Origin of the sequence: Ruegeria sp. HKCCA5839 (genome assembly GCF_013035585.1) — a bacterium.
Classification (GTDB): domain Bacteria; phylum Pseudomonadota; class Alphaproteobacteria; order Rhodobacterales; family Rhodobacteraceae; genus Ruegeria.
The window spans coordinates 252899-273418 of the sequence record NZ_WQIE01000003.1 but is presented as its reverse complement, the minus strand read 5'-3'; the positions used below and the strand labels follow the sequence as shown (position 1 = coordinate 273418).

At 56.1% G+C, this 20520-nt stretch carries 28 protein-coding genes and 3 tRNA genes; 17 read left to right on the top strand and 14 right to left on the bottom strand.

The genetic code is table 11. The features are described from left to right. Positions 1-223 precede the first annotated feature (223 nt). The 3 genes from GOV38_RS10985 (at position 224) to GOV38_RS10975 (ending at position 1356) form a co-directional block, all read left to right on the top strand. Positions 224-298, top strand: a tRNA-Gly gene (locus GOV38_RS10985). Between the two features lie 33 nt (positions 299-331). After that, positions 332-406, top strand: a tRNA-Gly gene (locus GOV38_RS10980). An 83-nt stretch (positions 407-489) separates the two neighbouring features. Then, entirely contained in the window at positions 490-1356 is an 867-nt protein-coding gene (locus GOV38_RS10975) for a GNAT family N-acetyltransferase (RefSeq protein ID WP_171209811.1), read from the top strand. On the opposite strand, the gene GOV38_RS10970 is transcribed toward GOV38_RS10975, so the two are convergent. Beyond that, positions 1353-1592: an Lrp/AsnC ligand binding domain-containing protein gene (locus tag GOV38_RS10970; RefSeq protein WP_171209812.1), complete on the bottom strand. Its 240-nt coding sequence runs from the start codon at positions 1590-1592 to the stop codon at positions 1353-1355. The two genes, GOV38_RS10975 and GOV38_RS10970, sit on opposite strands and share 4 nt — an antisense overlap. 153 nt (positions 1593-1745) lie before the next feature. On the opposite strand from GOV38_RS10970, the gene hisB reads away from it, so the two are divergent. Both hisB and hisH read left to right on the top strand, forming a co-directional pair. Further along, the gene (gene hisB, locus GOV38_RS10965) at positions 1746-2333 is read left to right on the top strand and encodes an imidazoleglycerol-phosphate dehydratase HisB (protein ID WP_171209813.1); all 588 of its coding nucleotides are present in this window, start codon (positions 1746-1748) and stop codon (positions 2331-2333) included. Positions 2334-2421: 88 nt separating this feature from the next. Further along, the gene (gene hisH / locus GOV38_RS10960) at positions 2422-3060 is read left to right on the top strand and encodes an imidazole glycerol phosphate synthase subunit HisH (protein WP_171096811.1); all 639 of its coding nucleotides are present in this window, start codon (positions 2422-2424) and stop codon (positions 3058-3060) included. A 3-nt stretch (positions 3061-3063) separates the two neighbouring features. Here the strand turns inward: hisH and GOV38_RS10955 are convergent, their stop codons facing one another. Next, positions 3064-3465 (bottom strand): DUF2147 domain-containing protein, encoded by a 402-nt coding sequence (locus tag GOV38_RS10955; protein ID WP_171209814.1) that lies wholly within the window; start codon positions 3463-3465, stop codon positions 3064-3066. Positions 3466-3598: 133 nt separating this feature from the next. On the opposite strand from GOV38_RS10955, the gene hisA reads away from it, so the two are divergent. Continuing rightward, the gene (gene hisA, locus GOV38_RS10950; protein ID WP_171209815.1) at positions 3599-4318 is read left to right on the top strand and encodes a 1-(5-phosphoribosyl)-5-[(5-phosphoribosylamino)methylideneamino]imidazole-4-carboxamide isomerase; all 720 of its coding nucleotides are present in this window, start codon (positions 3599-3601) and stop codon (positions 4316-4318) included. A gap of 1 nt (position 4319) precedes the next feature. On the opposite strand, the gene GOV38_RS10945 is transcribed toward hisA, so the two are convergent. Further along, on the bottom strand, positions 4320-4766 hold the full coding sequence (locus GOV38_RS10945; RefSeq protein WP_254430621.1) for a DUF302 domain-containing protein: 447 nt from the start codon (positions 4764-4766) through the stop codon (positions 4320-4322). Between the two features lie 118 nt (positions 4767-4884). Here GOV38_RS10945 and hisF point away from each other — a divergent pair, with 118 nt between their 5' ends. The 3 genes from hisF (at position 4885) to GOV38_RS10930 (ending at position 6595) form a co-directional block, all read left to right on the top strand. After that, the gene (gene hisF, locus GOV38_RS10940; protein ID WP_171209816.1) at positions 4885-5646 is read left to right on the top strand and encodes an imidazole glycerol phosphate synthase subunit HisF; all 762 of its coding nucleotides are present in this window, start codon (positions 4885-4887) and stop codon (positions 5644-5646) included. Beyond that, positions 5643-5960, top strand: a complete 318-nt coding sequence (locus GOV38_RS10935; RefSeq protein WP_171209817.1) for a phosphoribosyl-ATP diphosphatase — start codon at positions 5643-5645, stop codon at positions 5958-5960. The genes hisF and GOV38_RS10935 overlap by 4 nt, the downstream gene beginning before the upstream one ends. Positions 5961-6031: 71 nt before the next feature. Further along, the gene (locus GOV38_RS10930; RefSeq protein ID WP_171209818.1) at positions 6032-6595 is read left to right on the top strand and encodes a hypothetical protein; all 564 of its coding nucleotides are present in this window, start codon (positions 6032-6034) and stop codon (positions 6593-6595) included. On the opposite strand, the gene GOV38_RS10925 is transcribed toward GOV38_RS10930, so the two are convergent. From GOV38_RS10925 to rlmB, 4 genes are all read right to left on the bottom strand, one after another. After that, on the bottom strand, positions 6592-7062 hold the full coding sequence (locus GOV38_RS10925) for a CoA-binding protein (protein WP_171209819.1): 471 nt from the start codon (positions 7060-7062) through the stop codon (positions 6592-6594). The genes GOV38_RS10930 and GOV38_RS10925 overlap by 4 nt on opposite strands. A gap of 201 nt (positions 7063-7263) precedes the next feature. Further along, complete coding sequence (locus GOV38_RS10920) at positions 7264-7713, bottom strand: YHS domain-containing (seleno)protein (protein ID WP_171209820.1); 450 nt, start codon at positions 7711-7713, stop codon at positions 7264-7266. 98 nt (positions 7714-7811) lie between these two features. Continuing rightward, the gene (locus GOV38_RS10915) at positions 7812-8087 is read right to left on the bottom strand and encodes a hypothetical protein (protein ID WP_371731816.1); all 276 of its coding nucleotides are present in this window, start codon (positions 8085-8087) and stop codon (positions 7812-7814) included. Between the two features lie 12 nt (positions 8088-8099). Continuing rightward, a complete protein-coding gene (rlmB, locus tag GOV38_RS10910) occupies positions 8100-8873 on the bottom strand; it encodes a 23S rRNA (guanosine(2251)-2'-O)-methyltransferase RlmB (RefSeq protein WP_171209821.1) in 774 nt (257 codons plus the stop codon). Positions 8874-8988: 115 nt separating this feature from the next. Here rlmB and GOV38_RS10905 point away from each other — a divergent pair. Next, positions 8989-9072, top strand: a tRNA-Tyr gene (locus tag GOV38_RS10905). Between the two features lie 186 nt (positions 9073-9258). Here GOV38_RS10905 and GOV38_RS10900 read toward each other — a convergent pair. The 6 genes from GOV38_RS10900 to GOV38_RS10875 form a co-directional block, all read right to left on the bottom strand. Further along, a complete protein-coding gene (locus GOV38_RS10900; protein WP_371810523.1) occupies positions 9259-10617 on the bottom strand; it encodes a recombinase family protein in 1359 nt (452 codons plus the stop codon). A gap of 19 nt (positions 10618-10636) precedes the next feature. Beyond that, positions 10637-10948, bottom strand: a complete 312-nt coding sequence (locus tag GOV38_RS22295) for a recombinase family protein (protein WP_171209823.1) — start codon at positions 10946-10948, stop codon at positions 10637-10639. Then, positions 10945-11400 carry a DUF2924 domain-containing protein gene (locus GOV38_RS10890; protein ID WP_171133881.1) on the bottom strand — a complete coding sequence of 152 codons (456 nt, stop codon included), beginning with the start codon at positions 11398-11400 and terminating at the stop codon, positions 10945-10947. Before GOV38_RS10890 ends, GOV38_RS22295 begins: the two co-directional genes overlap by 4 nt. Next, positions 11397-11666: a DUF3489 domain-containing protein gene (locus GOV38_RS10885; RefSeq protein ID WP_171096800.1), complete on the bottom strand. Its 270-nt coding sequence runs from the start codon at positions 11664-11666 to the stop codon at positions 11397-11399. Before GOV38_RS10885 ends, GOV38_RS10890 begins: the two co-directional genes overlap by 4 nt. 193 nt (positions 11667-11859) lie before the next feature. After that, positions 11860-12492 (bottom strand): tyrosine-type recombinase/integrase, encoded by a 633-nt coding sequence (locus GOV38_RS10880; protein ID WP_171209824.1) that lies wholly within the window; start codon positions 12490-12492, stop codon positions 11860-11862. Positions 12493-12993: 501 nt separating this feature from the next. Further along, positions 12994-13740, bottom strand: a complete 747-nt coding sequence (locus GOV38_RS10875; RefSeq protein WP_171209825.1) for a sulfite exporter TauE/SafE family protein — start codon at positions 13738-13740, stop codon at positions 12994-12996. 263 nt (positions 13741-14003) lie between these two features. Here GOV38_RS10875 and GOV38_RS10870 point away from each other — a divergent pair, with 263 nt between their 5' ends. Together GOV38_RS10870 and GOV38_RS10865 are read left to right on the top strand one after the other, a co-directional pair. Further along, positions 14004-14846 (top strand): nitroreductase family protein, encoded by an 843-nt coding sequence (locus GOV38_RS10870; RefSeq protein WP_171209826.1) that lies wholly within the window; start codon positions 14004-14006, stop codon positions 14844-14846. Between the two features lie 43 nt (positions 14847-14889). Next, positions 14890-15333 carry a hypothetical protein gene (locus GOV38_RS10865; RefSeq protein WP_171209827.1) on the top strand — a complete coding sequence of 148 codons (444 nt, stop codon included), beginning with the start codon at positions 14890-14892 and terminating at the stop codon, positions 15331-15333. 82 nt (positions 15334-15415) lie between these two features. On the opposite strand, the gene GOV38_RS10860 is transcribed toward GOV38_RS10865, so the two are convergent. Next, positions 15416-16312 carry a LysR family transcriptional regulator gene (locus GOV38_RS10860; RefSeq protein ID WP_171209861.1) on the bottom strand — a complete coding sequence of 299 codons (897 nt, stop codon included), beginning with the start codon at positions 16310-16312 and terminating at the stop codon, positions 15416-15418. A 242-nt stretch (positions 16313-16554) separates the two neighbouring features. On the opposite strand from GOV38_RS10860, the gene GOV38_RS10855 reads away from it, so the two are divergent. The 5 genes from GOV38_RS10855 to GOV38_RS10835 all read left to right on the top strand — a co-directional run bounded on the left by GOV38_RS10855 (position 16555) and on the right by GOV38_RS10835 (position 20520). Next, entirely contained in the window at positions 16555-18009 is a 1455-nt protein-coding gene (locus GOV38_RS10855; protein WP_254430623.1) for an NAD-dependent succinate-semialdehyde dehydrogenase, read from the top strand. A gap of 69 nt (positions 18010-18078) precedes the next feature. After that, positions 18079-19113, top strand: a complete 1035-nt coding sequence (locus tag GOV38_RS10850; protein WP_171209828.1) for a zinc-binding dehydrogenase — start codon at positions 18079-18081, stop codon at positions 19111-19113. After that, complete coding sequence (locus tag GOV38_RS10845) at positions 19110-19823, top strand: succinate dehydrogenase/fumarate reductase iron-sulfur subunit (protein ID WP_171209829.1); 714 nt, start codon at positions 19110-19112, stop codon at positions 19821-19823. The genes GOV38_RS10850 and GOV38_RS10845 overlap by 4 nt, the downstream gene beginning before the upstream one ends. Next, positions 19823-20170: a succinate dehydrogenase gene (locus tag GOV38_RS10840; protein WP_171209830.1), complete on the top strand. Its 348-nt coding sequence runs from the start codon at positions 19823-19825 to the stop codon at positions 20168-20170. Before GOV38_RS10845 ends, GOV38_RS10840 begins: the two co-directional genes overlap by 1 nt. Then, complete coding sequence (locus GOV38_RS10835) at positions 20167-20520, top strand: succinate dehydrogenase (RefSeq protein WP_171209831.1); 354 nt, start codon at positions 20167-20169, stop codon at positions 20518-20520. The genes GOV38_RS10840 and GOV38_RS10835 overlap by 4 nt, the downstream gene beginning before the upstream one ends.

Genomic DNA, 20520 nt, shown 5'->3' with positions numbered 1-20520 from the left:
AGCCATGCCACCGCGAAGGCCAACGAGATCATTGCCGCCAGCAAAATCAGTTTCAGGTCTTGCATGCGCACAATAAGGTCCCCCTCCACAGTCTTGTCACGTTGCTGCATCCTGTCTTCAACGGGCACAGAGCATCTTTCCGTCGAAAGATTTTTGCATTTTTTTGTGCTTTTCCGCTTGCAGGCTTGCGTGGGACTTTATACATCCCTCCTCACTCAACGGCGCGGGCGTAGCTCAGGGGTAGAGCATAACCTTGCCAAGGTTAGGGTCGGGCGTTCGAATCGCCTCGCCCGCTCCATTGAGAGGTCTTTGGACCACATGTGTATCTGATGCGGGCGTAGCTCAGGGGTAGAGCATAACCTTGCCAAGGTTAGGGTCGGGCGTTCGAATCGCCTCGCCCGCTCCAGATACCAAGCCTTTCGATCATACTGGTCCTTTCGCAAGCGATGCGCCATTCTGGCCGCATTCCAAAACGCAGGACCGTTCCTTATGTCTGATTATGAGATCCGCCCCCTTACCGCCGATGAAGTGCAACATGCTGTGGATTGGGCGGGGCGCGAGGGGTGGAACCCGGGTGTTCATGATGCAGAGTGCTTTCGCCCAACCGACCCCGATGGGTTTTTGGGCGGGTTTCTGGATGGCGAGATGATCGCCTCGGTCTCGGCCGTGAATTACGATGACAGTTTCGCCTTTCTGGGCTTTTACATCGTGAAACCCGAATTCAGGCATCATGGCCATGGGCTTGAGATTGCCCAACACGCGCTGGCCCATTGCAAGGGGCGCAATATGGGGCTGGATGGCGTGGTCGAACAGCAGGACAACTATCGCAAATCCGGCTTTACATTTGCCTACAATAATTACCGTTTTGCAGGAACGAAAAGTAGAATGCTGGGCAAGTTGGATGTCGGTTCAAACGCCCCGATTGTTGACCTGACACAGGCCTCGGACGCTTTGAAAGACTATGATCGCGACCTGTTCCCGGCACCGCGTGATCTGTTCTTGAACAGTTGGCTGAGCGCGCAGCACCATGTGTCCAAAGCTTATGTCCAAGACGGCGAGATCAGAGGATACGCTACCCTGCGACCCTGCCTGACCGGATATAAGGTGGGGCCGCTATTTGCAGATACGCCCGACATCGCCGAAGCGTTGCTGGCAGCGCTTTTGACCTCGGTTCCAGAAGACCACAACGAACACGAGATCTTTGTGGACATGCCGCAGCCGAATGAATCGGCCTTTGCTCTGGCCGACAAACTGGGGCTGGACAAGGTGTTTGAAACGGCACGGATGTATTCCGATCATGAGCCGGACATCGATCTGAGCCGTATCTTCGGTGTGACAACGTTCGAGCTGGGCTAGAACGCCTTGAAGGTCATGGTGGTCAGCGACCGCTCGATATTCGGAATATCCAGCAGGTTTTCATTGATGAAGTGACCCACATCCTGATCTTGCGGAATGTAGAGCTTGAGCAGCAAATCATACTCTCCGCTCGTGGAAAACAGCTCGGAGTGTATTTCGCGCAGCGCTATATCTTCGGCGACCTGATAGGTGGTGCCGGGTTTGCAGCGGATCTGGATGAAAACGCAGGTGGACATGATCTGACCCCGTCGGTTTGAATTGCCTGCACGCTGGCACGGGTCGCGCCGGGGTGCAATCCCCTGCAACAGTTTGCGTCGAAGGCACCAAGACCTCTGGATATACCCGGGGGACCGCGTCTATAAGCGCCCTGTAGCAAAAGGAAGTCGCCCATGCGCAGCGCTCAGATCAGCCGTCAGACCGCCGAGACCGAGATCTCGGTTGAGGTCAATCTTGACGGGACAGGCCAGTATGACAACCAGACAGGTGTCGGGTTCTTCGATCATATGCTGGATCAACTGGCGCGCCATTCGCTGATCGACATGACCGTTCGGGCGAAGGGCGATTATCACATCGACGACCATCACACGGTTGAGGATACCGGCATTGCGCTGGGTCAGGCATTGACGCAGGCTCTGGGCGACAAGAAAGGCATCCGTCGGTATGGCGAGTGTCATCTGCCCATGGATGACGCACAGGTGCGCTGCGCGCTGGATCTGTCAGCCCGCCCCTTTCTGATCTGGAATGTGGATCTGCCGACACCAAAGATCGGCACTTTCGATACCGAGTTGGTGCGCGAGTTCTTTCAGGCGTTCAGCACCCATGGTGGCATCACGCTGCATATCGATCAGATACACGGGTTCAACAGCCACCACATTGCCGAGGCCGCCTTTAAGGCTGTCGCGCGCGCACTGCGGCAGGCGGTTGAAACCGACCCGCGGAAGGCGGATGCGATTCCGTCCACCAAAGGCGCGCTATAGGCAACCGGTGTGAGGGGCGCTGCCCCTCTTGGCCTTCGGCCAATTCACCCCGCCATATTTGGAACAAGAAGAAGAGTGGAACTGCGCTATGCTGACTGCGATCATTGATTATGAATCGGGCAATCTGCACTCGGCGGAAAAGGCGTTTCAGCGCATGGCGCGTGAGGTGGATGCGGGTGAAGTTGTTGTGACCTCGGACGCGGATGTTGTCGCGCGCGCCGACAGGTTGGTATTACCCGGCGACGGTGCCTTCCCTGCCTGCGCGGCAGAGCTGCGCGGGCATAAGGGCATCTATCAGGCCATGGTTGAAGCGGTTGAGCAGAAAGGCCGCCCCTTCCTGGGTATCTGTGTGGGGATGCAGCTGATGGCGACCACAGGCCACGAATACACCGACACGGAAGGTTTGGGCTGGGTTGCGGGTGATGTTGTCAAGATCGAACCTTCAGACGGCGCTTTGAAAGTGCCGCATATGGGGTGGAACGATCTGGTTCTGGAAAGCGACCACCCGGTCTTTGACGGGGTCAGCGCGGGTGATCACGCCTATTTCGTGCATTCCTACCACTTTCGGGTGGCCGATCCGGCACAACGTCTGGCCTATGTGGACTATGGGCAGGAGGTCACGGCCGTGATTGGCCGCGACACTATGGTTGGGATGCAGTTCCACCCTGAGAAAAGTCAGGATGTCGGACTGCGCATGATTGGAAATTTCCTGACCTGGGCGCCCTGAGGCTTACTCGATACGGGTCCAGGTCTGGCCGCGACACACAAGCCCGCCTGCAACGCATCCTTTGACGGTCAGCTCATTCTGGCCGTCCAGCGACATTTTCGACTTATAGGTCTTGTCACTTTCCGGATCCCAGATCTTGCCGCTGTCGTAGCTGCCGTCGCCTTCGGGCACCATATCCCAGATGATTTGCTTGCCGAGGTTCGCATATTCCAAATTCTGGTTTCCGTCGGCGCTGAAGGCGCTGTCGATCGTCCCACAAATCGCACTGCCACATTCCGAAATCGAAACGTGCAAGTATCCGCCGGTTTCGCCCGGCTCAGTCTTCCAAAGGCCGTCAACCGAATCCTCAGCAAGTGCTGACGTTGCAAACACCGCAAAACCTGCCGTCACAAGTGCTTTTCTCATCTTTTTCTCCCTATTTGTGCCCGAGTCTTACCGGTGATGATCCATCCGGCAAGATTGACTTAGCGTCGCGTTGATCCCCTGCCCTGCCTGTGCCATACGCCCCGCGTGTAACAGTGATATAGGGCCTCTCGACATGATCCTCTACCCCGCCATTGATCTGAAAGACGGTAACGCCGTTCGCCTGCTGCGCGGTGAAATGGACAAAGCCACCGTTTTCAATGAGGATCCTGCCGCTCAGGCCCGTGCTTTTGTCGAAGCAGGCTGTGCGTGGTTGCATCTGGTCGATTTGAACGGAGCTTTTGCGGGCGAGCCTGTGAATGCCACCCCGGTCGAGGCGATTCTGCGCGAATGCAAGGTACCGGCCCAGCTTGGCGGTGGCATCCGAGACATGGCCACCATCGAAACATGGGTCGAAAAGGGTCTCGCGCGCGTGATTCTGGGCACTGTCGCCGTCGAAAACCCGGATCTGGTGCGCGAAGCGGCCAAAGCTTTCCCCGGCAAGGTCGCCGTCGGCATCGACGCGCGCAACGGCATGGTTGCGACAAAGGGCTGGGCCGAAGAGACTGACGTTCAGGTCACCGATCTGGCACGCAGCTTCGAAGATGCCGGTGTGGCCGCCATCATCTATACCGACATCAACCGCGATGGTGCGATGCAGGGACCGAATATCGAGGCGACAGCAGATCTGGCCCGTGCAGTGTCGATCCCGGTGATTGCCTCGGGCGGCGTCAGTTCACTGGACGACCTTATCGCATTGCGCGATTGCGGGGTGTCCTTGAACGGCGCCATCTCTGGTCGGGCCCTTTATGACGGCGCGATTGACCTGGCAGAGGCCATTCGCGCCCTGAGTTGAGTTATTGCGCAGCCGCTGCGGTCAGTTTTGCCAAAGCGCCGCGCATTTTTTCGATGACCGGCGCGTTTTCAACATCGTCAAGATCGTCCATCGTTTCCTTGGGGTCTTCATAGGCCAGCCAGACCTGCCCGTTCGCGTCCTCATACGCCTGCACCTTCAGCGGCAGGAACAGACCGGCCCGCGCGTCGATCTGCATCGCCGGTGTACCCAGAGCGGGGTTGCCGAAGATCAGAACCTGATTGGGCGGGATGGGCGTTCCAACCTTCTCGGCCCCTGCGGCGTGATCGACGCGGGCAAAGACGGTCGCGCCCGCATTGCCCACAGCGGCTTCTAGCGCGTCCAACGCTTCAGCCACCGATTTGTTGGTTTCCACTTTGATGATGTCGTCTGCCATTGCAGCCCCTACTCCTGCCAATAGGAATGTGGTGGTGAGAATGAAGTTTCGCATAACATTGATCTCCGTTTGAATTTAAGACCAGTTTTCACAGGTTTGAGAGGCGTGACAATCACAAGTCTGGCATCGGCAGGGCTTTGCCGGTAGAGGTGCAGGCAACAAAGGAAAGTCTATGCTGAAAACCCGTATCATACCCTGTCTGGACGTCGCTGATGGCCGTGTGGTCAAAGGGGTAAACTTCGTTGGCCTGCGAGATGCGGGTGACCCGGTGGAATCGGCCAAGGCCTATGATGCAGCAGGGGCGGATGAGATCTGCTTCCTGGACATTCACGCCACCCATGAAAATCGCGGCACCATGTTCGATGTGGTTCAGCGCACGGCTGAACAGTGCTTTGTCCCCCTGACCGTAGGTGGCGGTGTTCGCACCAAGGATGACGTGCGCGCCTTGCTGTTGGCGGGGGCAGACAAGGTCAGTTTCAACTCTGCCGCAGTGGCCGACCCGGATGTGATCGCCGACGCCGCAGATCAGTTCGGAAGCCAATGCATCGTGTGTGCCATAGACGCCAAAACCGTGAGCCCCGGCAAATGGGAGATTTTTACTCATGGCGGGCGCAAACCGACCGGGATTGATGCGGTGGACTTCGCCAAAACCGTCGTGGCCAAAGGCGCCGGTGAGATCCTGTTAACCTCGATGGATCGTGACGGCACCAAAGCGGGTTTCAACCTGCCCCTGACCCGCGCGATCAGCGACGCGGTAGACGTGCCGGTGATCGCCAGCGGAGGGGTCGGAAATCTGGATCACCTGGTCGAAGGCGTGACCAAGGGCGGTGCCAGCGCCGTGCTGGCGGCCTCGATCTTTCATTTCGGCGAATACACCATCCGCGAGGCCAAAGAGCACATGGCCGCTGCCGGCATACCGATGAGGTTGACATGAACATTCTGCAAGACCTTGCTGCCACGATCGAGGCGCGCAAAAGCGCTGATCCCGACAGCAGTTGGACAGCCAAGCTGTTGGCGAAAGGCCCCGAAAAATGTGCCGAGAAATTTGGCGAAGAGGCTGTTGAAGCAATCATCGAAGCTGTCAAAGGCGACAAACCCGGGTTGACGGCTGAAGCGGCAGATGTGCTCTATCACCTGCTGGTTATGCTCGCCGCGCGTGATGTGGCGCTCGAGGATGTGCTGACCGAGTTGGCCCGCCGTCAGGGCACCAGCGGCATCGCGGAAAAGGCCGCGCGACCCAAAGGGTAAGCCTGACTTCCACCCAAGCGCCCTGCCCGATATACTCCAAAGCTATTGGACTTCGGATTTGGGACACCTGCATGATCAGAGCATTGCTGTTTGCAGCTGCGTTGGGCGTTTTGGCCGCCTGCGCCTCGGCACCACCGCAGACAGGCGATGAGGTTCAGCGCCTTGCAACCCAAATCCAAAGCCTCGGCCCCGATATCGACCCGGAAGAGGCACAACGCGCCGCTCAGGTTACCTATACCTATACTGCGCAACTGGTGCGGGACTATCAAATCACAGACCCGCCCTTGATCCACAACGCCAAGGTCAACGCAGGCCTGCGTCCGCGCGGACTGTGCTGGCACTGGGCTGAAGATATTGAACGTCGATTGGCACAGGAAAACTTCCAAACTCTGGACCTGCACCGTGCCATCGCAAACGCTGATAACCGGTTCAGGATTGACCACAGCACCGCAATCATCAGCCGACGCGGCGCACCGATGCAAGACGGTGTGGTTCTGGATCCCTGGCGCTATGGTGGCGTTTTGTTTTGGGCCCCTTTGCAAGACGACACGCGCTATGACTGGGTGCCGCGCGAGATCGTGCTGGAAGAGCGCCGACAAGATCAAGCTGCTAGGCTATCGACCAGAGGCAACTAAAGCTTAGACGATATGATCCCGGTTGAGAAACCGCCCATGCGCAGTTCTCCGAACAAGCGTTGATATTCGATCTTGGGACAGCGGTTCATCACGACGTCCACACCTTGGGCTTCCGCTTTGGCCGCAGCTTGGGCATGTTCCACACCGATCTGCATCCAGATCGTGGCCAGATCCGGAAAGGCCGCTAACGCTGCATCGACAATCGGTGGCACGGCTTCTGACCTGCGGAAGATGTCGACCATGTCCACCGGCTCGGAAATCTCGTCCAACGCGCCCCGCACTGTCTGGCCAAACAGATCCTTGCCAGCATGGCCCGGGTTGACCGGTATCACCGTATAGCCTTTCAGCGACAAATACCGCGCGACGTAATAGCTGGGCCGCACCGGGTTCATTGATACGCCGACGACGGCAACTGTCTTGGTCCGCTGCAGGATGCTTTTCAGGTACGTGTCGGTGTAGTTTGTCATGCCCGCACCCTAGTCATAGTCTGCAAAAGAAAAAAGCGCCCAGGTCTTACCTGAGCGCCAGTTGTTGGAACGAGGGACAGTGAAATGACCCGCGGCAGTTCCGTTCCGCGGTCACTGTGACATTTAGGCATGGATTTTCGAAAAAAAAGAGGCGGCGCGCTTTTTTGTGATGACAGCTCACAAAAACGTGGAATCGGACGGTTATCCGTAGAGCACCTTGGGCCAGTAGCGCTCTGCTCTGATAATGTTCACCTTGGTGTTCTGCCGCCAGACTTTTTCAATCTCAAGGCTGCTTGTCAGATACAGGCTTCCATCCACGATCTGCCATGCCAGAGGGTCTGTGGCGCTTAGCTGACCGGTGACCATGGCATAGGCGCAGTAACCGCCAAATGCCGGGGCAAACGCCCGTGGGTTACGCTCGAAACGGTCGCGGTTTTCAACCGATGCAAAACGCCAGGTTGCCTCTTTCCACCTCAGTGAAATGTCCTCACGGCCGATTTGCGGCCTGCCCAATTGGAAATAGGACACGGCGTCATACCCGGTTAGGGCTGCGCCATCCGCAGAGAAATACAACGGCGCAGTGCGTGCTTGCGCAGCTGTCACGAAGACAGAACCAGAGAGGCCGGTCAGAAATGAACGTCGTGTCAACATGGGCGATTCAGCAGTGTTTCGGTTTGAGGGCCCAAACATGCATGTTTATATCACCATTAGAAACCCTGTTGACGGGGATGTGAACCAATGTTTCGCTGTCAGTCAAACACGTCCTCGACGATATCCCAGGCCTCATCGATGAACCGTGAAAACATGCTTTTCTTCTTTTTCTTGCGCTTCACGTTCGGATTTCCACCGTATTTCTGTAACTTCTCGGGTTTTTTCTTCAGCTTTTCTTTCGGAACCATCTTGAGATTGTGCAAGGGCGCGCCACAACTGGAACAGCTGAGTTCATGCTGCTCTTTGCCCTTCAGCACCAATGCGGCGCGCGTCCCGCAATAGCAGCAGGTGGCAATTTTGGATGGAATTGAAATGTTAGCCTCCTGTCATCTTTGCTGTGATGCATATAGGGCAATTGCGGCAGCATTTGAGACGTTGAGCGATCCAAACCCACCTGCAGCATCAATTTTCACCAATTGATCCACCGTTTCTTTGGTTTTCTGCCGCAGCCCTGGCCCCTCGGCCCCCAGAACCAGTGCAACCGGTCTGTCCAGCCGGCCTTGCAGGGCGGTTTCAATTGTCTCCTCCGCCTCGCCATCGAGTCCAAGAACCACAAAGCCCATGTTTTGTAACTCGACAATGGCGTCCGCAAGATTTCGAACGCGGAGATAGGGTTGCCGCTCCAACGCACCGCTGGCGGTCTTTGCCAATGCGCCGGTTTCTGGGGCCGAGTGGTGGCGTGTGCCTATCACAGCACTGGCGCCCAACACTTCGGCTGAACGCAGAATTGCACCCACGTTATGCGGGTCGGTGACGCGGTCCAGCATCAACACACGCGGTCTTTCCTGACCAATGCAGTTTTCCGTCAGACCTCCCCATTCCAGAGGTTTGACTTCAAGCGCAGCACCCTGGTGCACAGAGCTTGGATCAAGTGGCGCGTTGAACTTTCGCGGATCAACGATTTCCGCCTCGATCCCGGCTGTCGCAATGGCTTCGTCCAACTTGTCTTTGGCGTTACGGGTCACGATCAGTCGGATTTTGTGCCGTTTTGGGTTCATAAGCGCGTCACGGACCGCATGAAGGCCAAACAGCCAAACCGTTTCCGAGGCGGCAGCCTTGCGCGCCTGTTCCTTTGCGACAACCCACTTGGGTTTCTTCATTTCATGGGCCTCCGGGCCGTGGAATACGTTTCTGCGCCAAGGTCGTATTTTCCTGTTGACGCTCCTTAGACGCGCTTGTAATCACGCCTCCACGTCAGGTGCAACGCCTGACAGTGGGCGACAGGCCGCAAGGTGTGGCAGGGGACTGTAACTCCCTCGCGGAGACGCACGCCTGGTTCGATTCCAGGGTCGCCCACCACTTAGTCTCCACAAAACCTTAGCATACGCGCGCCTCCCGGATAGTGTCTATATTTCCGTGAGTTACGATGGACGGTGACGATCGAGTCCTCACTTATTGCCTCTGATCCGGTCCATTTTGGCTCGATTTCGACAGAAGTCTCAGTGGGGCATTCGCGCTTGAGGTCTTGGGGCAAGCCCAGATGCTCTATTGATGTGGAAAGCCCAGAATCCTCCGCTGTTCATACCAGTCAAGCGGTAGCTCCGGAAGACTACGCAATTTCTTTGCTGTGAGATGTTCTGGCTGACGGCCTTCGAGAATGGCAGTTGAGATATCCGGTGCTAGCCAGGCCAGTGGCAGGGCGCGACTGACCGATCCACTTCGGAGCCCTTCGCGGTTTTCGATCTGGCGGATGGTGCCGGACGTGCCGTCAAGAAGTTCAGCTGACCACCGTATCGCATCAGCGACGAGGTTGATGAGGTCTCGGTCTGGCCGCGGTGCATCCGGCGGCGCAATTATGATCGGCCTTGCCTGTCCGGCCTGTCGCTTTTGGAACGGGATCTCGAAGTCCACATGGATTGGCAGTTCAGCTTTCTCAGTTGGCTGTATCGCACCTAAATCCAACCGAACACAAAACTGTTCCTTTGATAGATCAATACGATCAACCAAGCCGCTTAGGTGATGTGCATCTGTGTGTTCACTCTCATCGGCAATCTGGTTGCTCAGAGAATCCGCTGACCGAAGGATGTCCGTGATCGATGAAGGATCCAAATCGACAGCCGATCTGATCTGCCGGGTCAGCCATGACTGATCGTCCAGGCGGGTCTTGAGCCCCCTCAGAACCAGCCGCTCGACTTCTCCGGCCGGAAAACGTTCAATACGGCATTGGTCGTCTGAACTGGTTGGCTTGGATGTGTAATACCAGTACCGCTGCGATTGTTCTGTTCCTCCCGAGCGCTTCGACTTGATGGCGTAGGTCGTGCGCATCGGGCGGCCTTTTGAATCGTAGAGAAGCCCATCCAACAGGCGCTTCGCCGACCGTCGGGACGCTCTGATCTTCTTGCCACCGTGGTCTGCAAGTTGGTCCTGCACCTGCTGCCAGGCGGCATCGTCTATGATGGCGTCATGTAAGCCATCATGGAGCTCATCCTTGTGACGAGTCTTGCCGATGTAGACGGGGTTGCGCAGGATGTTGTAGAGCGCGCCACGAGAGAAGGACTTACCTCCAGTAGTCCGACCGTACCGGTCGGTCCGGCGTTTGCTTACGATACCAAGCGCGCCAAGCCTATCGGATAGTTCGCGTACCGATCCAACCGCCAAATACTCAGCAAATATGGTGCGGATCGCTTCGGCCTCAACCGGATTAACAATCAACGCTTTATCGTTGACGTCGTACCCCGTTGGCACCGCACCCCCCATCCACATTCCCTTACGTTTGGAAGCTGCAACCTTGTCCCGGATACGCTCAGCCGTCACCTCACGCTCGAACTGGGCGAATGACAATAGGACGTTAAGGGTCAGGCGACCCATAGACGAGGTTGTATTGAAGGCTTGGGTGACCGACACGAACGACACCCCTGCCTCGTCAAAGACGATCGACCATCTTAGCAAAGTCCGCCAGCGACCGGGTCAGGCGGTCAACCTTGTGGACAACGATGACGTCGATGCGGCCTGCCCCGACATCGTTGAGCAATTTTGTGAGTCCGGGTCGGTCCATAGATCCGCCGGAGAACCCGCCATCGTCATAGAGATCGGAGAGCTCTGCCCAGCCCTCGTGCTTCTGGCTGAGTACATAGGCGGCACAGGCCTCACGTTGCGCATCCAGCGAGTTGAAGTCTTGCTCCAGGCCCTCTTCGGTCGACTTGTGGGTGTAGATGGCGCAGCGTTGGCGGATCACGGCTTTGCGACCTCTCGCAACCCGAAGAACCTGGGTCCGTTGCGGTTGGTCCCGGTCATCGCCCGCGCCACCGCCGACAGCGAGGAATAATTCTGGCCGTTCCAGATCGCACCACCGTCCGCTGTGATCATCACTTCATGAGTGTCCCCGCCCCAGGCCTTCAGGATCCGGGTGCCGTCGCTGACCCTTGCCGGTACGGCGCCCCTACAGCTCTTTTGGAAACGCGAGCCAGTCCGGGCCTGAATGACCCGCTTCCAGGCATGGCGTGCAAAGGCGCTCCCGCCTCCCGCCGAAACAGCTTGTGCGTCCCATGCCAGCGACAACCGCATCAGGCGCGCGGTAAAGGTTTTGGGCGGCGCGGTGCCCTTGGTCTCCTGCCAGAGCCGGCGCAGCGTTGCGGCGTCGGCGTCTGCCAGTCGGCAGATATCGGGGGCGGTCACGGTCAACGTCATCGTCCTTCCCCGGGCACGGTAAGGTAGCGGGCCACCCTGCCCGACCGGTCAATTTCGACAGGTACGCCTGACGACCGCAGCCACGAGATTACCGCGCGTATCGTATGCAGCTGCCAGTCCAACTGCTTTTGGATCTGCACGACTGTTGCTCCGGTGCTGCGCGCCGGGAGTTTGCGCAGCGTCTCAGTCTTGGGCTTGGCAATCGGTCTCGCCGCTTTGTGTTTGGCCGGATCGGAGGTAAGGTTTTCGATGGGTTGAAAGGTCATCCGGGTCTCCTCTTGGTTGCGGGCATTCGCGCGCCCCGTACTGACCAAAGCCCGGCGTTCCGGGCGGGAGACTCAAATTTATTTGTCGACGTCAGTGACGCTTACTCTTGCCCGGAATTCCAGTGGAAGATCGTGAAACAAACGACAATCGAAGGCACGGAATGGCGAGCGGCGGTTGCCGCCCGCGTGAGCCTCATATATCGATCCGTTCCGCAATGCTCAGTGCGTCTTCCAACTCAACACCAAGGTATCGCACCGTACTGTCCACCTTGGTATGGCCAAGCAGGAGCTGAACAGCGCGCAGGTTGCCCGTCTTGCGATAGATCAGCGCCGCCTTGGTGCGCCTCAGAGAATGCGTCCCGTAACCGCTTGGATCCAGTCCAATCGCACCCACCCAGTCCCGGACCAGACGTGCATATTGCCGGGTCGATACATGCGGCCTGTCGTGGAAGCGGCTGGGAAACAAGAACCCGCAGCCCAGCATCTCCGGGCGACACACCCAATTCCAGATAGAATCACGGGAGTTCTCGGACACCTCGAACCGGACGGGTCGCCTAGTCTTGCTCTGGATCACTGTCACGCGTTCACGAACCCGGTCACCAATTACAAGATCGTTGACTTTCAACCGAACGAGGTCACAGCCTCGCAGCTTGCTGTCGATTGCAAGATTGAACAGTGCCAGATCCCTGAGATTTCCCGCAAGTTCCAGCCGGGCGCGGATGGCCCAGACCTGTTTGGCAAGAAGCGGGCGTTTCTGACCGATCAGGCGCCTTTTGTTCCATGGTGTGCGTTTCGGTTTGATAGCGGGAAATAGAATATTGGACATTGATCGTCCTCCATCCGTCCCTCCCGCTCCCTGCGTCGACACAACGTCAACCAACCAACACTACCAACCGATGAATTGCCGGTTCTTCCCGATAAGCGACCTTCGTGCTGCACGCGGCGGAAGGTCCAGAAGAGCCCAATGCGGAACTGTTAAGTCTGAGCTGCGTGCTCCTGCAGCAAGAATTTTACTGCAGAAGCAAAGCTGCTTATGCTGCCTTGCAACAATCAAACCAGTCATTTGTTCAAGCCATACTCAAAGCCGGGTCAACAGCTGACAGGCAAGGCTTGGACGTCTCATGGGGAATACGATAACTTGCATCTCTGTCTGGTTACTCAAGAGGAGCGCCTTGGCTGTTACGGTTCTGACGGTGGTGCTCGCAGCATAAGTTGGAATCATGGTGTCTCGTTGCTTCAGCAATTCCGGGTCTTGCTATTTATTGATCTTTTTGACCCGGTCGACCGACGTAAGATGCAGTGCTGTGTGCGGTGATTCGGCTGCGCACTACCCCCAGAGAGTGCCCAACAACAAGTTTACCCCCAGCAACGAAAATGCGCCCAGGAAAAAGCCTTTGAAGGTTTCGGGATTTGCCCCATAACGCAGTCGTTCACCTGCGGAAAACCCAATCAGGGTCGGAACCAGCAAGAAGACAGAGACTGCCAGATCCGCTGGCGAACTGTGCCCGACAGCTATGAACATCGCCAAAACGGACACACTACCAGCCGTGATTAAGAACCCGAGTGCCTGAACAAATGCGTCACGCTCCAGTCGGAGACCGGTCAGGTACATAGCCAATGGTGGTGCCCATGCGGCAGTCAACCCACCAACCAGCCCGGCGACCACAGCGCTGATCACTTCGAATAGGCGCACACTGCTTGACGGGATCGGAGGCACCATGTCACGCCAGCTGAAAAAGCAAAACGCCAGTACAAATACACCTAGCACAGCGCGCAAAAACCGATCTGGAGTAGATTGACTGAACCAGACGGTTCCAGCGACGCATACGATCAAAACGGCAGCGTAGCGCCAATGCCGTTTCGCACATCCGATCATGTCAGGTCCGCGCCAGAACTGCCAGACGTTGCTCAGCAACATTGGGATCAGGATCAATGTGACGGCAGATCTTGCGTCTAGCTGAAACGTTAACAGAACCAGCGCGACGGTCGGCATTCCTAGCCCCACGAAACCTTTCACCGCGCCTGCCAGCAGCAGGACGGCGCTGGCAAACGCGATCAGGGAAAAGTCATGCATTGCTGCTTCGATTTACTTCATCTGCCCGCCGCGGCTTTCGCGGCAAAGCTTGAGAGCCGCAGGTTTCGTCTTATCCTAGCCCGGCGATAAATTTTCGGCAATGCTTGCAGGTTTATGTGCGAACAGGCGATTGCCGTTCATGACTGAATAGAAACGACGCGGAGCGTGTGCCGTTGGAACATCTTACAGTTGCTAAGCAAGCAAAAAACCGTTCAGCTTCTGAGTGTACATTAAGAAACAAGCAGCTAAAGAGAAGGACCAGCATGTCGAAGGCACCCCAATCGGACTTGCAGCGCGCCCTCGCGGCGCGTTTCAGCGATGCACCTTCACAAATTGAAAGCACCGCACAATCGGACCTTTTGTATTCCATGGCGGCCCGTGGGTCTTGTCGTGCATTCATGGATAAGCCAATCCCATCCGATTGGGTCCGCACCATCGCTGCGATCGCCCTATCGGCGCCTACAAAGAGCGATCTGCAACAGTGTGATATCATCTTGCTGGAATCTGAAGACATCCAAAGACGTCTTGCATCACTTGTGTCTGGTCAGCCTTGGGTCGCGGATGCGCCGATGATTGCCGTTATTTGTGGCAACAACCGTCGCCAAAGGTTGCTGCACGAATGGCATGGTGTCCCCTTCGCAAACGAACATCTTGACGCGTTTTTCAATGCAACAGGGGATGCAGCAATTACGCTGGGCGCTTTCGTGACAGCGGCAGAAGTGCTTGGACTCGGCTGCTGCCCGATCAGCGCTGTGCGAAATAGGGCTGCAGCGGTCTCTGACCTGCTTGATCTGCCGGACCATGTTTTTCCGTTTGCAGGCCTCGCATTTGGTTTTCCCGCGCAAACGCCAAAGATCTCTAAGCGGCTGCCACTACAGGTCACATGTCACGTCGACCATTATAGGGAGGTCAATTTGAAAGAGGCAATTATGCAATACGATGAAGAGCGCGCGACGTCGCAGCCTTATGAAAAACAGAGATTTCCAAAGAAATTTTCGGACAGCGAAAGGTATTGCTGGTCTGAAGACAAAGTTCGACAGTATAGCGAGCCCGAACGTGCTGACTTTGGTAACTACGTTCGGTCATGCGGCTTCGAGCTTAATTGATTTGTACGATAGGATGCTAAGCACTTCAGGACGCGGAGGGTTGATGTCAGAAGTCGTAACACACGAGCCAGAGAACGTCCTTTGCCAACAATTCACAATGGGCGAACAAATTCCTTCACAGTGGGCTTTGGAGGAATACATTTCGAAGACTGTGGTGCAGCACGGTTGGCATTTGATTCCCGGGAGTCGCAACAAGGTTTGCTTTGACGCTTACGGGTACCGAGCTATCACAACACTTGCAAGGTCAGAACACGAAACTGAATTACTGTCGGCCGAAACCATTTTTTCTCCGTTGCCCAATAAAGGAGCTCGGTGGGTTGACGTAGGACTGATCCTGATCTGCTGCGTTCTGGTCTTCATTCTGCCGGAGTGGTGCTTGGGTGCCATAATGTTCGCCGCAATCGTTTATGTTGCAGCTCCTATTTTCCTTCGCAACAGATATGCGAAGGCAGAAATCAGAAAATTTGTGATGTCGCTAATGGACTGAAGCAAATACCTTCTCGGGTTCACTACCGTGATATTTTTTCATCAGGTCAAAGTGAGACGGCTCTTGAAATAAGATACTTTGTTTATTTCGCGATTGTCACTTTTTGCGATATCTCAATGGCATGCATGAGCGCCTCGAATAACTCGTCGAGAACCCGCTTTTTGACTTGGTTGTCTCTGTAAACAAGGCCGAGCGTTCTTATTGGCGCACCCGGGCCGAGGCCAATGCGCATTACTGGGACGGCATCAAACGGCTTGACCGCAAGATCAGGGACGATGGATACGCCAAGGCGGGCGTGTACCATCGATACAATCGCTTCCGGGCTATCCAATTCCATTGTCTCAGCCACCTGAATACGTTTCGAGAGAAGCCAATTGTCTATTAGTGTCCCTGCAACAGCATTCCTATCGTATCGAATAAATGGTCTGGATTTCAAAAGAACCACCGGGTCCACTTCTGTTTCGTCGATGGATGCGATCAGTTGCATTGGCTCTTGCGCCAGTTCTCGAAAGGTGAGACCGGCAGGCATCAAGTTTGGTTTGACAACAATTGCAGCGTCCAGGCCTCCTCGTTCAATCTCTGTTAGCAAGGCGCCTGTCAGCCCAGGGCGAATGTGAAGCCCAATCTCAGGCCACTTGGATTTCAAGGCTGCCATCGCCTTTGGCGTTAGCCCTGTCAGTGTCGTACGCAGAGTTCCAAGAGTGATAATGCCTTTGAGGCCGCCGTCTTCTAAGGCGGACGGTACTAGATTGTCATACGCATCGACTAGCGTTCGGGCCTTTGCAACGATCAGATGCGCCGCTGGGGTAAGCTTTGGCGTGCGCGTGCTCCGATCAAACAGTTCAATGTCCAGCTGGGCCTCAAGTGCCTGCATTTGCTGACTGATCGCGGCATGGGTCACGTGAATGACATTCGCGGCTTCACCAAATGTTCTGGTGTCAGCAATAGCAACTAGCGTTCGGAGTTGCCGGATCGTCATGTCCAATCCTTTCACCTATTGGGTCGATTTTTCAGCCAATGTAGGGCCGCTTGAGGCCTTAGATTCGCAGGAGCTAATGACTGTCTCTAAAACGACCGCATGGGATTTTGAAAGCTTTACTAAATTTTATTTAAATATTTTTTCGCTTATTTACAGATTGTCTTACTGTTAATCAGGGTCACTAACGTGGCTTTTCGGCTGTGTCCGGTGCGCTTTTGATAGCTTGTTTAGAGGGAAATTCCATGAGTGATTATGGTGACATGTTGCAACAGGCCAACTTGATCGGCGGCGCTTGGAGCGGATCGGAAAACGGTGAGACCATTTCGGTGACGAACCCGGCAACTGGTACAGTCATCGGACATGTGCCTAGTTGCGGCACAAGCGAGACCAATCGCGCGATTGCGGCAGCGACGGAAGCGTTCGACGGCTGGTCAACCAGCAATCTGTCTTTCCGTGTTGGTCTGCTGCATAAGTTGCACGACGCTGTGATGGACAACCAGGAAACCCTGGCGCAGCTGCTGACAGCAGAGCAAGGCAAGCCGCTTGCCGAGGCGCGTGGCGAAATAGCCATCGGCGCGGCCTATGTGCGTTGGTTTGCTGAAGAGGTGCGGCGCGCCAAAGGCGAGATTGTGCCGTCTCCGACCGCCGATCGCAAACTCATGGTGACACGCCATCCTGTGGGCGTTGTGGGGGCAATCACACCGTGGAATTTTCCGTCTTCCATGTTGGCGCGAAAGCTGGCACCCGCGCTTGCCGCAGGATGCACGATAGTTGCAAAACCAGCGACGGCTACGCCTTTTTCTGGTCTTGCCTGGGGCAAGCTGTGCCAGGATGTCGGTTTTCCTGACGGTGTCGTCAGCATCCTGACCGGCTCCGCCCGAGAAATCGCCGGAGCCATGATGGCCAGCCCTGATGTGCGCAAGGTCACCTTTACCGGGTCAACAGACGTTGGCAAAGTGTTGATCCGCCAATCTGCAGACACGGTCAAGAAAGTGTCGATGGAGCTAGGGGGCAATGCACCGTTCATCGTTTTTGACGATGCAGATATTGATGCGGCTATCGAAGGGGCAATGATCGCGAAGTATCGCAACATGGGCCAGACCTGCGTGTGCACGAACCGCTTCTACGTACAGGCAGGTATTCACGACGCCTTTGTCGCGCGGCTAAAGCAGGCGTCCGAAGAATTGGTTGTCGGGGATGGCGCGCAGGATGGTGTCGCACAAGGGCCGATGATCGACATGGCAGGCGTCGAGAAAGTGGAAGATATGATCGCGGATGCGACTTCCAAGGGTGGCAAAATCGTCTCTGGTGGCAAAAGGCACGAGATAGGCGGCACCTTTTTTGAACCAACAGTGATCATCGCTGCAAACGCCGACATGAAATGCGCAACCGAAGAGATCTTTGGCCCGCTTTCCGTTGTCTTCAAGTTCGAGACCGAAGAAGAAGCTATTGAAGCCGCTAACGCCACGGAGTTCGGCCTTGCAGCTTACGCCTACACCAAATCGCTCGGGCGCACTTTTCGGCTAAATGATGGGCTTCAGTATGGGTTGATCGGGATCAACTCCGGCCTGATCACGACCGTCGAAGCTCCGTTCGGAGGAATCAAGGAAAGCGGTATGGGCAAGGAAGGCGGTAGTCAGGGTTTGGAGGATTACCTGTCTGTCAAATACATGTGCGTTGCCGGTTTGGACGCCTGACAAGAAACCACCGCGTCCCGAGAGGACAGAGCCGCAGAGAGCTTGGCTCAACAAATAAGGGAATGAACGATGCGCGCCGCTGTTGTCAGAGACTTCAATGAAGATCTTTCCATTGAAACGGTAGAGGACCCAAGCTGCCCCGAGAACGGCGTTGTTCTCGAAGTGGCTGCCTGCGGGGTGTGTCGTTCTGATTTTCATGGATGGGTGGGCGGTCATCCCAAAGTCACCAGTGGTTCAATACTAGGGCATGAATACTGCGGAACAGTGGTCGAGGCAGGCGCGCTGGCCAAACACAAGATCGGCGACAAACTGATCGCCCCGTTCATTTTGGGCTGTGGTGATTGCCTTGCGTGTCAGACGGGTCACTCGAACACCTGTGAAAGTGCTATTGTCCCCGGTTTTGGCGCGCCGGGCGCCTACGCAGAATTTGTTGCCGTTCCGTTTGACCACAATCTGGTTCACTTGCCTGAAACAATGCCAGAAGCACTGGCCGCTGGTCTTGGCTGTCGGGTCACAACCGCGTGGCACGCATTGACTGATCGCGCTAATGTGCGGGCAGGTGAATGGGTCGCCGTACATGGCACGGGCGGCATTGGCCTGTCGGCTTTGCTTCTGGCCAAAATGCTGGGGGCGCGGGTTGTTGTCGTCGATGTCGTTCAGGAAAAGCTGGATCATGCGCTGACGCTGGGCGCAGATGCAACCGTGAACGCAGCGACAGAGAATGTTCCGGACGCCATCCGCGAGATCACCAAGGGCGGTGCGCAGGTTTCACTTGAGGCGCTTGGCATTGCGCAGACGACGAACGCATCTGTTGAATGTCTCGCCACCCTTGGTCGGCACGTGCATGTGGGCATGCCCGCCGGTGATGGCATGATGGAGGTTAACATGCGTGCCATCTATTCCAAACAATTGGCCTTTTTCGGGACCCGCGGCATGCCTGCATGGAAATACCCGTCTTTGTTGGAGATGATCGAACGGGGCGACGTGGATCTTACCCCCATGTTGGATCGCGAAGTCACCCTATCTGGGGCAAGTGCTGAATTGCGCTCGATGAAGGGCCCGACGCGTCCCGGAACAGCAGTGATTACGGATTTCTCCAAATGACGGCAGAGGTTCTGAAAGTCACCATTCAGCGCGATGCAGACCGCGTCGAAATTTTCGATGTGCCCGCCTATGAGAACCAGACTGTATTGGATGTAGTGTCCTGGGTGCAGCAAAACGCGGACCCGACCTTGAGTTATCGGTTTGCATGTCGTGTCGGCATGTGCGGCAGCTGTGCGATGATGGTCAACGGTGTCCCGCGCTGGACTTGTCGCACACACATCTCCAAGGTTGTTGATGGCAATGCGGTGATGATCGGACCGTTGCGCAACTTGCCCGTCATCAAGGATCTGGCCGTTGATATGGATCCGTTTTTTGACAAATGGGTTGCCGCCGAAGGTGTGCATCACGGCGCTCTCACACGAGATGACGAGATTGCCCCGGTGGATGAGACAAGCGCCACGAGGGTTGAAGCGAATGCCGGAATTGAATGCATCAATTGTTCTGTGTGTTACGCCGCTTGTGACACAGTTGCGAGCAACCCCGACTACCTCGGTCCGGCTGCTTTACAGCGGGCCTGGACACTACTGAACGATGCGAAGGACGAAGGGAGCGTCGCGATTTTGGATGCTGTTTCCGGCAGTGGTGGATGTCACAACTGTCACTCGATGGGATCATGCACGATGTATTGTCCGAATGAGCTGGACCCAATGTCAGCTATCGCGGGGCTGAAACGAGAAACCGCAAAAAACTTCTTCAAGAAGGGGCGCTGATGCTGAGTTTGCGGCTTTACATGTTTCAACGGCTAAGCGCGCTGCTGATGGCCCCTTTTGTGGTCGGGCATCTGGCGGTGATGATCTATGCCATTCAGGGTGGGTTGAGTGCCGCCGAGATTTTGGGGCGTACCCAAGGGTCTGTGCTCTGGTTTCTGTTCTATGGCATCTTCGTAGTAGCGGTTTCCATCCATGGCGCCATTGGCTTGCGTGCTATCGCGTTGGAATGGGGCGGATTGAAAGGCGCTGCGTTGGAAGGGTTTATGTGGCTTGTTGGACTGGGTTTGTTCGCGCTTGGCGCGCGCGCCGTTTGGGCGGTGACTTTTGCGCAAGGAGTGGGCGTATGAAGGCGGCAAAAGGCATCACATCCCGCGCGCATCCCCTGTGGCTTGCCTATATCCTGCACCGCCTGTCCGGGCTCGCGCTGGCCTTGTTCCTGCCCCTACATTTCTGGGTGCTGGCCATGGCGATGACAGACCCCGTTAGGCTGGACGGCTTCCTTCATCTCACCGAAGCGGCCGCGGTGAAGATCGCCGAGTTTGGTCTCGTTTTCCTTCTGGCTATTCACATGTTTGGTGGTTTGCGTTTGATAGCGATGGAATGGCTGCCGTGGAGCGCACCCCAAAAGACACTAGCGGCAGGTGCAACGGCGGGATCATTTTGCATTGCGATTCTCTTTTTCATGAAAGCGATTTGA